This is a genomic window from Marinomonas sp. CT5 (genome assembly GCF_018336975.1).
In the GTDB taxonomy this organism is placed as follows: domain Bacteria; phylum Pseudomonadota; class Gammaproteobacteria; order Pseudomonadales; family Marinomonadaceae; genus Marinomonas.
The window spans coordinates 3,983,964-3,996,402 of sequence record NZ_CP025572.1 but is presented as its reverse complement, the minus strand read 5'-3'; the positions used below and the strand labels follow the sequence as shown (position 1 = coordinate 3,996,402).

The window sequence follows — 12,439 nt, the reverse complement described above, 5'->3', positions numbered from 1 at the left end:
GTCTTAGTTATTTAGGGAGGTAGCTAATTCAAAAACTATATCTGCATCATAGTTAGGACACATCAATGCCGTAAATTGCTATTTAGGAATACCGAACTTTATATTTAACGTGGTAGAAGACCCTTCGATTATTGTCTAGGGTCTTTAAAGGAAGGTTAGTATGTATGGTTAGCTTTTCTCAATATTCAATAGTTTGTTGACGGTATTCGAAACGTGTACTGCACCTTTTAGAATTTCGTCAATGATTCCAGAGGCTTCAACGATGAGTTGTGCGTTCTCGGTAGATTGCTCACTCACTTTGCTCATACTGGTTTTGGCCTGTCGGGTTAAGTGACTATTTTGTGCAACCATTTCTTCGATTTCTATTGTCGATTTACTGGTGCGAGACGCCAGAGTCCTGACCTCATCGGCTACGACGGCAAAGCCACGGCCATGTTCTCCGGCTCGTGCAGCCTCAATGGCGGCATTAAGAGCCAGTAAGTTGGTTTGGTCAGCAATGGAGCCAATAGTCGTAACTATTTTAGCGATACTTTCAGACTGGTGATTTAGTTGTTCAATTAGGTCGGTAGACACTTCTACATCGACAACAATTTTATCTGAAGTTTCGACCGTGCGACGTAAGATCTCAGCACCATTTTCAGAGACTTGGGCGGTTTCCACTGAGGTTGAGTGAGCCACTTCGGCTGCATGTTGAATCGCTAGTTGAGCGTTAACGCGCTCAGTAATGTCGGAGGCCACTTTAAGCACTTTGGTGACTTTGCCAAATTGGTCAAAAATAGGATTATAGCTGGCTTCTAACCAAACCGTCTGACCTTGTTTACTGATGCGCTCAAACTGCCCAGTTTTGAAATCGCCATTTGCTAGTTCACTCCAAAAGTTTGGGTTTTCTTCATAAAATTCATTTGTACAAAATTTACGATGCGGTTGGCCGATAATTTCTTTGCTGGACTGGTAACCCATTGCATTTAAAAAGTTATTATTAGCCGTAATAACTGTGCCATCGGGGGTGAATTCAATGGTGGCCGATGAACGATCAATGGCACTGTAAACCGCTAGCTGGCTGTCAGCTATTAACTTGTCTCTAGTGACATCAGAAGCAATTTTAATTACTTTTGCAACATTGCCATCAATTTCAACAGGAAAATAGGTGGCTTCCAGCCAAATTTCTGAACCATCTTTGTGTTTGCGAAGAAAAGTACCCTCTTTGCTTTTTCCGGCCGCTAGGTCGGGCCAAAAATTTTTATAGTCAGGGCTAGACGTTACTTGGCTAGGACAGAATAAGGCATGTTTTTGTCCTTTAACTTCTTCTAGAGAATAACCGACAGCATTAAGAAAAAGAGAATTTGCTTCCAGTACTGTGCCATCGGGAGAAAAGCTGATGGTCGCACAAAACTTATTCATCGCCTCTACAGTTGCATTATCGATAGATTTAACGGGTTTTGTTACGGCTTGCTTATTGCTGAAAAACATCTGGGCATTCTCCCTAAATTTTGATTCTTTTAGCACTTGCAAAGGAATTAACTACTTAGATCACTTTAAGTGCTACTCGTTTGTATTGCTGTAGTAAAAGTGTCCTAAAGTGTAATAATTAGTTATTTTAGACAGAGAAAAGGTCGCTATTTTTCTGTATTAAGTAATTCGTTCACTGTACTTGAAACGTGTTTTGCACCTTTCAATATTTCATCAATGATACCCGACGCCTCATTAATTAATTGTGCGTTTTCACTTGAGCGCTCGCTGACTTTGGTCATGCTGTTTTTCGCTTGGCGAGTTAAGTCGCTATTTTGTTTCACCATATCTTCAATTTCGACGGTGGATTTGCTCGTTCTTGCCGCGAGGGTTCTTACCTCATCAGCGACGACCGCAAATCCTCGACCATTTTCACCAGCACGCGCGGCTTCTATGGCAGCATTGAGGGCTAGGAGGTTGGTTTGGTCAGCAATAGATCCAATGGTAGAGACGATTTTTGCGATGCTTTCTGACTGATAGTTTAGCTGTTCAACAAGCCCTGTAGAAACTTCTACATCGGTTACGATTTTGTCTGATGTTTCGACGGTACGACGTAGAATCTCTGCGCCATTTTCAGAAACTTGAGCCGTTTCTACCGAGGTTGAGTGAGCCACTTCAGCGGCATTTTGAATCGCAAGCTGAATATTCACGCGTTCTGTGATGTCTGAAGCCACTTTAAGTATCTTAACAACGTGACCAAATTGATCAAAAATAGGGTTGTAGCTAGCTTCTAACCAAACGGTTTTGCCTTGTTTGCTGATACGTTCAAATTGTCCTGTTTTGAATTCACCACTCGCTAACTCAGCCCAAAAATTCGGGTGTTTTTCATAAAACTCTTTTGGACAAAATTTTCTATGGTGTTGCCCTATGATTTCTTTAGTGGACTGATAGCCCATCGTATTTAAAAAGTTTTGATTGGCAGTAATGATTGTGCCATCAGGAGTAAACTCAATGGTGGCCGATGAGCGATCGATAGAGTTGTAAACAGCAAGCTGGCTGTCTGCTATGAGCTTTGCTTTGGTCACATCGGAAGCAATTTTAATTACCTTTTCAATAGAGCCATTGATTTCGACGGGGAAATAGGTAGCTTCCAGCCAAAGATCTGAACCCTCTTTGTGCTTGCGTAAAAAAGTGCCTTGTTTACTTTTTCCAGCCGCTAAGTCAGCCCAAAAGTGTTTGTAATCCGAACTTTCCGTAACTTGTTTAGGGCAAAATAAAGTATGTTTTTTGCCTTGAATCTCTTCTAGTGAATAGCCGACTGTATTTAGGAATAGTGTATTGGCACTTAATATTGTGCCATCTGGTAGGAAGCTAATGGTGGCGCAAGACTTTTCCATTGCTTTTATTAACGCTCCATCTTCACTCTGAGGAATGGTCTCTTCGGTGACTTTATTTCGTTTACTAAAAAACATGGCAGTTCCTCGTTGAAGTATATTTTCAATGTTGCTAATGCATCCTCCTTGTTATATGTAGGCTTATTCCTACAGAACTGTACGAATTTTACACTGCAATATTTGGATTTGATGTATGCTAAATGTCATATACGTGTGAAGTTTGTTAACAGATCATGAGATCAAGGTAATACTTTGTCAGTGAAAGGTGTTTTTTGAACAAGAAATAATGGGAAAGAAGCTCTACCAATTAGATAGGTAAGTTATCTAATTGGTAGGTTGTGCTTCGGACATGCGAGAAAACATGACTTCAAATTGGCCAATATTTTGTTGGATATAATCAATAAAAGATTGCATCGCTGGAGTTGGATGATGGCCTTGAGGGTGTATTAAGCACCAAGAGCGACGTAGAGGAAAGTCTTTGATTGGAACCTCAACTAAAGCGCCAAGAGTCAGTTCAGAAAGAATGCCTAGCTTAGGTAAAACGGCTACACCAAGTCCTGCAATCACAGCATGTTTTATGGCGTCATTTGAACCAATTTCCATTTCTGGCTGTAAGCGAATACGTTGTTTTTGACAGTGTAGTTCTAGTGCTAGGCGGCTTCCAGATCCCGTTTCTCGCAACAATAAATTGTTTTCTAAAAAGGCGCTTAATGTAACGTCTTCTAAGCTTAGCAGTGGATGCTCACGAGGAGCGACAGCAATTAATTCATTATTGAGAAATGGAATACTAAACATGGGTTTATCATTTGGCACCATCCCCATGATGGCTAATTCATCGTGGTTTTCATTCAGTCGTTCAATCGCAGCAGCACGGTTCATGACTTTCACATTTATCGTCACGTTAGGATGTAGATTGGTATAAGCTCGCAGTAAGTACGGCACAACATACTGCGCCGTACTTACTGCGACCAAATTTAGTTCTCCTGCAATCAGTCCTGTTTCGGCTGATAAATCGTGTTGAAAATGTTGAATCTCTTCAAACATGGATTGTATGCATTCGGCCAATCGTTTGGCTGTTGCCGTGCTGTAAAGTTGACGGCCGACATATTCAAATAAAGGTTGCTCAAGAGTTTGCTCAAGCTGTCGTACTTGATTGCTGACGGCTGGTTGGCTTAATCCAAGCATGTCTCCAGCTCGGCTGTAACTATTTAACTCATAGACACTTTTAAATACTTGTAATTGTCTAAACGTGAGTCGATTGATTAAGTTATGAACGTTTTGAGGCATTGTTTTTGTTTTCTCATCTTCTATCCATCACGTATACCTTATACATAATTGTCGTAATATCAATTTTTACTTTGGTTAATCTTTGAGTAGTCTGAATATTCAGAGACATTTACACGGCGGCTGTACTCGTCACCTCGTGAATAGGTTTCTTTTAATAAGAAAGGAGTGACTCATGTTAAAAAAAGTGTTGATTGCAAACCGAGGCGAGATTGCGGTTCGTATCATTCGCGCTTGCTCAGAGGCTGGGATTCGCTCTGTTGCGATATTTACGGAACCGGATCGATATGCTCTACATGTTAAACGTGCAGACGAGTCTTATTCGTTAGGCGATGATCCACTTGCCGGTTATTTAGACCCTTTGCGTCTAGTGAACTTAGCCATAGAAACGGGTTGTGATGCGATTCATCCCGGTTATGGATTTTTGTCTGAAAATGCGCATTTTGCTGAATTGTGTGAACAAAAAGGTGTCGCTTTTATTGGGCCTCACTCATCTGTCATTCATAAAATGGGGGATAAAACACAGGCGCGTGACAGCATGCGTGCTGCTGGAATTCCGGTGACACCAGGCTCAGAAGGTAACTTAGAGAATCTTGATGAGGCTTTAACTTTAGCAGGAGAAATTGGTTACCCTGTAATGATTAAGGCGACTTCTGGCGGTGGTGGTCGTGGCATTCGCCGTTGTGATACCCCAGAAGAATTAACGTCTCAATATCCTAGGGTGATCTCGGAAGCGACCAAGGCTTTTGGTTCTGCGGAAGTATTTTTAGAAAAATGCATTGTCGATCCTTGCCATATTGAAGTCCAAGTATTGGCGGATTCTCAGGGTAGTGCGATTCATTTGTATGAACGTGACTGCTCGATTCAGCGCCGCAACCAAAAGCTGATCGAAATTGCTCCAAGCCCTCAACTGACTCCAGAGCAACGCCAATATATTTGTGATCTTGCGGTAAGGGCGGCCAAAGCGGTTGGTTATGTCAATGCCGGCACGGTGGAGTTCTTGTTGTCTGGCAATGAAGTCTATTTCATGGAAATGAATACACGGGTTCAGGTAGAGCACACGATTACCGAGCAAATTACCGGTGTTGATATTGTCCGGGAGCAATTGCGTATTGCTGCTGGCTTACCTCTTAGTTTCCGCCAAGAAGACATCGGCTACCGTGGTTATGCGATGCAATTCCGTATCAATGCGGAAGATCCGAAAAACGATTTCTTACCGAGTTTTGGTCGTATCACTCACTACTATGCACCGGGTGGCCCAGGGGTTCGTGTTGATACCGCAATTTATACAGGTTATGACATTCCTCCTTATTTTGACTCCATGTGTTTGAAGCTAGTGGTGTGGGCGTTGACATGGGATGAGATGGTTGCGCGTGGTCGCCGTGCCATTGATGATATGCGTTTGCATGGCATTAAAACCACCGCCAATTATTATCAGCAAATCCTTAAACACCCAGATTTTATTAAGGGGGAATTCAACACTGGGTTTGTTCCAGCGCACCCTGAATTATTAAATTATTCCGTTAAACGTGATCCAAGTGATATAGCACTCGTACTTGCCGCAGCCATTGCCGCGCATGTTGGTCGATAATCCGCAGGAGGAAGAAAATGAGTCAAGTTAAGCAAAAAATAGAAGTGACAGATGTTACCTTGCGTGATGCTCACCAATCACTTATTGCAACGCGTATGCGCACAGAGGATATGCTACCAATTTGTGAGAAACTCGACCAAGTGGGCTTTTGGTCTCTGGAAGTGTGGGGCGGGGCGACATTTGATGCGTGCGTACGCTTTTTAAAAGAAGACCCTTGGGAGCGTCTACGTCAATTGCGTGCGGCTTTGCCAAATACTCGTTTACAAATGCTGCTGCGTGGTCAGAACCTTCTCGGTTATCGTCATTATGCTGATGACGTGGTGGAAGCCTTTGTGCAAAAAGCGGCGGACAACGGCATCGACGTGTTCCGTGTTTTTGATGCCCTCAATGATCTGCGCAATATTGAAACCGCGATGAAAGCGGTGAAAAAAGCCGGTAAACATGCGCAAGGCACGATTTGTTATACGACTAGCCCAGTACATACGCCAGCTTTGTTTGTTGAGCAAGCCAAAGCCATGCAAGCCATGGGCGCGGATTCTATTGCCATTAAAGATATGGCGGGTCTATTAACTCCGTACGCCACATTTGATCTGGTTAAAGCGATTAAAGAGGCAGTCGATTTGCCACTGGTGGTTCATAGTCACTCAACGTCTGGTTTGGCGCCTTTGTGTCAGCTGAAAGCCATTGAAGCGGGGGCAGACCGTATTGATACAGCGGTTTCATCATTTGCTAGCGGTACGAGTCATCCTGCTACCGAGTCACAGGTCGCAGCTTTAAAAGATACGGACTATGATACTGGACTGGATTTGGCCTTGTTGTCTGAGATTGCTGATTACTTTCGAGAAGTGCGTAAAAAATACCATCAATTCGAAAGTGAGTTTACGCGTGAAGATGTGTCGGTACAAATCAACCAAGTACCGGGCGGCATGATGTCGAATTTGGCAAATCAGCTGAAAGAACAAAATGCTTTAGACAAGATCCGAGAGGTATTTGACGAAATTCCTCGTGTGCGCGCCGATCTCGGTTACCCTCCATTGGTGACCCCAACATCACAAATTGTGGGGACTCAAGCGGTTTATAACGTATTGGCGGGTCAGCGCTATAAAACCATCACCAATGAAGTAAAGCGTTATTTATTAGGTGGATATGGTCAGCCGCCTGCTGCTGTGAATGCCGAGGTACAGAAAAAGGCGGTTGGCAATGAGTCGGTTAACGATGCTCGCCCAGCCGATTCTTTATCACCAGAGCTTTATAAGTTGCGTAATGAAATTGGTGAATTGGCTACATCAGAAGAAGATGTACTGACTTTTGCTATGTTTCCTGAGTTAGGTCGTGAGTTTTTACAACAGCGTGCCGATGGAAACTTGGTTCCAGAGGTCTTGTTACCACCAGAGCAAGCAGGCCAAGGTGCGGCGGCGGGTGGCTTGGCGACCGAGTTTAAGATCGACGTACACGGAGAAGTCTATAACGTGGAAATCACGGGGGTTGGTGATTTTGGTGTAGGTAAACGTAAGTTGTACTTGTCTTTAGACGGTATGCCAGAAGAAGTGGTTTTTGAATCTCTGAACGAATACGTTGCGGAAGGTGGCGCTGGCCGTACTCGAGCTTCAGAGCCTGGCCACGTTAGTGCGGCAATGCCGGGTAATATCATTGATGTCTTGGTTCAAGAAGGAGATACAGTCACTGCTGGTCAAGCTGTGTTGGTGACAGAAGCCATGAAGATGGAAACCGAAGTGCATGCCAATGTGGCAGGTACGGTAAAAGGCGTTTATGTGAAAAAAGGCGATCGAGTCACACCGGGTGAAATGCTGATTGAGATTGTCTAAGCCCAACGGCGAGTAATATTGAAGAACGACGTTTAAACAACAAAAGCCCTTTTACTGGACGTAATAGTAAAAGGGCTTTTCTATTTGACGTTAGAATTCTTCAGTGTCTATTTCTGCTTGTTGTGCTTCTGTATAGCGTGGGCCATGGACATTATGTTGATTAATCATTTCATCCAACAAACTTACTTGTTTAGTATCCAATTTTAACTGCGCGGCTTCAAAATTGTCTTTCATATGATTAACCGAGCGAGTACCTGGGATAGGGACAATGTTTTCATCTTTTGCTGTCAGCCAAGCCAAAGCCAGTTGCGATGGGGTGCAGCCAATGTCTTTGGCAAGGGCAAAGTAGTCGTTTAACAGGGCAAGGTTATTTGGATAATGCTCGGCATTGAAGCGTGGCATGTTGTTACGAATATCTTTGGTTTCTAAATCGGCAACGTCTTTTAAGGTGCCGGTTAAGAACCCACGTGCTAATGGGCTAAAAGCAACAAAGGTAATACCGAGTTGTTTACAGGCTTCTAGCACGGCAATTTCAGGATTACGTGTCCATAAAGAATATTCGGATTGAATGGCTGTAATTGGAAATTCGTTATGGGCACGGGTTAATGTATCAGCCGAGACTTCTGACAAACCTACCGCGCCGATCTTGCCTTCTTTTACTAGATCTCCTAATGCGCCAACAGTTTCTTCGATTGGCACATTGAAGTCGCGGCGATGCAAATAATATAAATCGATGTGGTCTGTTTGTAGGCGTTTTAGACTGTCTTCACATTGTTGGCGAATGTTCTCTGGTCGGCCATTGATCTCTTTTTTGCCGTCTACCATTGCCATACCGCATTTACTGGCGAGGAAGAATTCATTTCGGCGGTCTTTCAGTGCCTTGCCAACTAATAGCTCATTTTTACCACCGCCGTATAGTGTGGCCGTATCAAAATGACGGTAACCCATTTCGAAGGCTTGATGAAGTGCTTTGATCGCTTGCTCTTCTGCTACGGGAGAGCCATAAGCATGAGAGAGGTTCATGCAGCCTAAACCGATATTGGGGTTTGCTAGGTGTGGGTGTTTTGACATAACAATATCCTTCATAAAAACAGGGAGCCGAAGCTCCCTATTTGCGTGTTGTTGAGTCACTTTAGAACATTGTGACTTAGGCTTCTAGGCATTCTTCAAGACGATGTAATGTTTCCATCGCTTCTATCGCCTGTGTCACACAAGCATTGGGTGCACGGCCTTCTTGGATAGCAGCAATAAATTCACGATCTTGTAGTTCGATGCCGTTATTTGAAACAGCGACACCGGAAAGGTCGATTTTATTTTCGTTGCCATCAAATAGGTCGTCATAACGGGCGATATAAGTGCCATTGTCACAAATATAACGGAAGAATGTGCCGAATGGGCCGTCGTTATTGAATGACAAAGACAGGGTACAAATTGCCCCGTTTGGTACTTTCATGCCAATACTCATGTCCATGGCAATGCCAAGTTCTGGATGAATTGGGCCTTGAAGGCCTTGTACTTTAGTCGCTGTTTCACCTGTTTGATATTGGAATAAATCCACAGTGTGGCAAGCATGGTGCCAAAGTAGATGGTCTGTCCAAGAGCGGGCTTTGCCTAGAGCATTTTTGTTTGAACGACGGAAGAAGTAAGTTTGTACGTCCATTTGTTGAACGTTTAATTCACCAGCCTGAATCTTGTTGTGAATCCACTGATGGGAAGGGTTGAAACGACGAGTGTGGCCGGCCATAGCAACAAGACCTGTTTTCTTCTTAACTTCCACTACTTTACGAGCATCTTCAATATTGTCTGCCATTGGGATTTCAGACATCACATGTTTGCCAGCTTCAAGACATTGAATGGTTTGTGCCGCATGCATCTGAGTGGGTGTTGCTAGGATGACGGCATCAACATCGTCGCGAGCAAGGCTTTCTGCTAGGTCAGTGGTGTAGTGAGGAACACCGCGCTCTTCAGCGAAAGCTTTAATAGCGTCGATTTTTGTGCCAACGACAGAAACGACTTCTGCACCTTCGATCGCCGCAATGGCGTCCATGTGTTTCATGCCGAAAGCGCCAGATGCGCCAGCGATACAAATTCTCATTAGTCTGCTCCTATTTTTTAAATCTCTTGTCGTTATTGTTAAACGAAATTTGGGTTTTATCTTGTTAACAAATCTAACATTCGACATCTAGTGGGGATAATCCATAAACCGCATAAGCTATTCATTTTTTGCAATGATGTCTTTGGGTATCTCACCTGAAACGCTCAGAAATATCTCTTAATAAACTAAGAAAATGTGACTGTGTTACTGTCGGAAGCCAGCTTTTTCGCACACATACGCCAATTGGGCGACGGGTATGTTCCAACGGAAAGTTGATGACATTGAGTAATTCAATATTAATTTCCCGCTCTACTTGGTTGGCTGAAATCAAAGTTAAACGATCACTTTCAATTAACAGTTCACGGATGAGTATCTGCGAACTGGACTCAACTAATCGTGTTGGTAAGGCAATATTGGCGTCTTTGAAAATGTCTTCGAAAGCTTGTCTTGTTGGTGTTCCTTTGGCGGGAACCACCCAAGCAAACTGTGTTAGGTCTTCAGCGCTAATGTTATTTTGATTGATCAAAGGGTGGCCTTTGCGAGCCACTATGGATAATGGTGGTGACCACAACTCTTCTTGAATCACATCATCTGCAGGTGTCGGATAACGTAGAGCGCCTAAGATAATATCAATGTCGCCTTGGCGTAGGTGATGAAGTAAGTCAGCATAAGGGCCTTCTGTGACATTAATATTCACATCAGGGTGGCGCTCGTTAAACTGCAAAATGGATTTGGGCAGAATGGTCATACGCGCCAAAGGCATGCTGCCAATGGTGATGGTACTGACATCTTTGAATTGCAGGGCATTGATCTCGTAAATACCTTGACGTAATTCACTGAAAGCCAATTTGGTTGCTTTCGCCAACGTTTGCGCGGCTTTGGTCGCACTGGTTCCAAGGCTGTTTTTTTCAAATAACACCACGCCAAGTAAGCGCTCTAAGTCTCGCGCAGCTCGATGTACAGAAGACTGTGAGACAGCTAAATTTCGGCTCGCAATACTGAAGTTTTGCGCTTCGCTGACCGCTATTAACGCTCTTAATTGTGTTGTACTAATTAAGGCAATGAGGTTTTTGGGTGAGCGTTCTTTTTGAGTCGTGTCTTTTACAACGTCTTGTGTGGCCGTTTGAATGTGGTCGATGGCACGACTAACACGCTTTTGCCAGACTTCACCCGATTGGGTGGGGTACATGCCATCAGAATGGCGTTCAAAGAGTGATGCGCCTAATAAACTCTCGAGTTTGGCAATCGCTTGGGTGATAGCAGGCTGAGATAAAAAGATACTTTCAGAAGCTCGGGTGATACTTTTTAGCTCTGCGACCGCAAGGAATACGCGCAGATGCCGTAAGTTGGGAATTGATATCTCCATAAGACCTCCTGTTTTTTTATAAACTATATCAAAAGTGAATACCAAAGAAATCAAGTTGAAGGATTAATTGTCAGCCTTTTCTGTATGTGGACTATATTTCTGTGTTTATTTAAGAAATAGTGAGATCGTGTATTCTATTTTTTTTATAGTGAGAGACCGTGATAGCTCGGCTTGTATAGGATTCGTTTGTTTTGGTATTCACTGCTTATTAAACTTTCCAATACTGATATAATTTTTTCAATCAAAATACATGTCAAATTGTCATACAACAAAGTGCGAGTTTTGTTATACGCTTCTTTTATCAAAGATAGAAGAAGCGTTTTTGTATGTGTGACGCGTATTCTTTCGATATGATTTAACAAGGGACGCTGTCTTAGAAAACCTATATATCGAAGCATTGAAATCTTGCCAGTGATGGCGTTTCTTATCTTTTATTACTTAATTATTAACGTTATGACATTCTTTTTTGGAATACGTTGGAGACAACTACAATGTTACATTTAGGTTTAATTGGTCAGGCTATTGCTGCTTCTCGATCCCCTTCTTTACATATGATGTTGGGTGAACTGAATCAGCTGCCTGTGGATTACCAGTTACAGGTGCCTGAAGACGAGACTGCAGAGTCCTTTAACGCCAAGCTTGCTGAAATTCGTGCTTTAGGGTTTGTCGGTACGAATGTCACTTTTCCTTATAAACAGGTTGCTATCGATAGTGCGGATGAAGTGAACGATGCTGTGAAGAAGGTGGGAGCCAGTAATACCTTGTTACTAAAGGACGGCAAAGTTTGCGCTTTCAATACGGATTATACTGGATTTATTCGTGGTTATAAGGGGCGAGTGGGGGAAGTGCCGGCAGGTAAGGTTCTGATGGTTGGTGCGGGTGGCGTTGGTCGAGCTATTGGTTTTGCCTTGTTTGAAGTGGGGGCAACCGAACTATTGGTTACCGATTTGAATGAGCACAGCGCACGTTCTCTCGTTGATGCAATTAATGCGGCTGGCTATAAAGCCCGTGTTATTGCTAAAGAAGATGTCGCGACAGCCGCTGCTGAAGCGGATGGATTGGTAAATTGTACTCCTGTTGGTCATTTGAAAAGCCCAGGTATGCCATTGTCTGCGGAACTGATTCAAGGTCAAAAATGGGCATTTGATGCTGTTTATACTCCAATGGATACAGAGTTTTTGGTGGAAGCGAATAAAAAGGGTCTACAAATTGTCTCAGGCTTTGACTTGTTTTTTTATCAAGGTATCGATGCTTTTGAGATTTTTACCGGGCAAAAGGTTACCGATGTGAAGCCAGTGTGGGATCAGTTTCGTGAAAAATACAATGTTGTCAGTTCATTGATCTAAAAATGGTTAGCTCTATAAAATAAATGACGAAAAGGCGTCTTAGGGCGTCTTTTTATTTGGCTATACATTAGATCGCCTTCGCTCATGT

General features: G+C 43.2%; 9 protein-coding genes. 3 read left to right on the top strand and 6 right to left on the bottom strand.

Going from position 1 to position 12,439, the window contains the following annotated elements; translation table 11 throughout:
- Nucleotides 1-168: 168 nt before the first annotated feature.
- The 3 genes from C0J08_RS19065 to C0J08_RS19055 form a co-directional block, all read right to left on the bottom strand.
- Nucleotides 169-1,470 carry a methyl-accepting chemotaxis protein gene (locus C0J08_RS19065; protein ID WP_212653477.1) on the bottom strand — a complete coding sequence of 434 codons (1,302 nt, stop codon included), beginning with the start codon at nt 1,468-1,470 and terminating at the stop codon, nt 169-171.
- A gap of 146 nt (nt 1,471-1,616) precedes the next feature.
- Nucleotides 1,617-2,921: a methyl-accepting chemotaxis protein gene (locus tag C0J08_RS19060; protein WP_212653476.1), complete on the bottom strand. Its 1,305-nt coding sequence runs from the start codon at nt 2,919-2,921 to the stop codon at nt 1,617-1,619.
- Nucleotides 2,922-3,167: 246 nt separating this feature from the next.
- The gene (locus C0J08_RS19055; RefSeq protein ID WP_212653475.1) at nt 3,168-4,130 is read right to left on the bottom strand and encodes a LysR family transcriptional regulator; all 963 of its coding nucleotides are present in this window, start codon (nt 4,128-4,130) and stop codon (nt 3,168-3,170) included.
- A 172-nt stretch (nt 4,131-4,302) separates the two neighbouring features.
- On the opposite strand from C0J08_RS19055, the gene C0J08_RS19050 reads away from it, so the two are divergent.
- Both C0J08_RS19050 and oadA read left to right on the top strand, forming a co-directional pair.
- On the top strand, nt 4,303-5,718 hold the full coding sequence (locus tag C0J08_RS19050) for an acetyl-CoA carboxylase biotin carboxylase subunit (RefSeq protein ID WP_212653474.1): 1,416 nt from the start codon (nt 4,303-4,305) through the stop codon (nt 5,716-5,718).
- A 17-nt stretch (nt 5,719-5,735) separates the two neighbouring features.
- On the top strand, nt 5,736-7,544 hold the full coding sequence (oadA, locus tag C0J08_RS19045; RefSeq protein WP_212653473.1) for a sodium-extruding oxaloacetate decarboxylase subunit alpha: 1,809 nt from the start codon (nt 5,736-5,738) through the stop codon (nt 7,542-7,544).
- 90 nt (nt 7,545-7,634) lie between these two features.
- On the opposite strand, the gene C0J08_RS19040 is transcribed toward oadA, so the two are convergent.
- The 3 genes from C0J08_RS19040 to C0J08_RS19030 form a co-directional block, all read right to left on the bottom strand.
- A complete protein-coding gene (locus C0J08_RS19040) occupies nt 7,635-8,615 on the bottom strand; it encodes an aldo/keto reductase (RefSeq protein WP_212653472.1) in 981 nt (326 codons plus the stop codon).
- A gap of 76 nt (nt 8,616-8,691) precedes the next feature.
- Nucleotides 8,692-9,639 carry a Gfo/Idh/MocA family oxidoreductase gene (locus C0J08_RS19035; protein WP_212653471.1) on the bottom strand — a complete coding sequence of 316 codons (948 nt, stop codon included), beginning with the start codon at nt 9,637-9,639 and terminating at the stop codon, nt 8,692-8,694.
- A gap of 151 nt (nt 9,640-9,790) precedes the next feature.
- The gene (locus C0J08_RS19030; RefSeq protein WP_212653470.1) at nt 9,791-11,005 is read right to left on the bottom strand and encodes a LysR family transcriptional regulator; all 1,215 of its coding nucleotides are present in this window, start codon (nt 11,003-11,005) and stop codon (nt 9,791-9,793) included.
- 491 nt (nt 11,006-11,496) lie between these two features.
- Between C0J08_RS19030 and C0J08_RS19025 the strand changes: the two genes are divergently transcribed.
- Nucleotides 11,497-12,351: a shikimate dehydrogenase family protein gene (locus C0J08_RS19025; protein ID WP_212653469.1), complete on the top strand. Its 855-nt coding sequence runs from the start codon at nt 11,497-11,499 to the stop codon at nt 12,349-12,351.
- Nucleotides 12,352-12,439 lie beyond the last annotated feature (88 nt).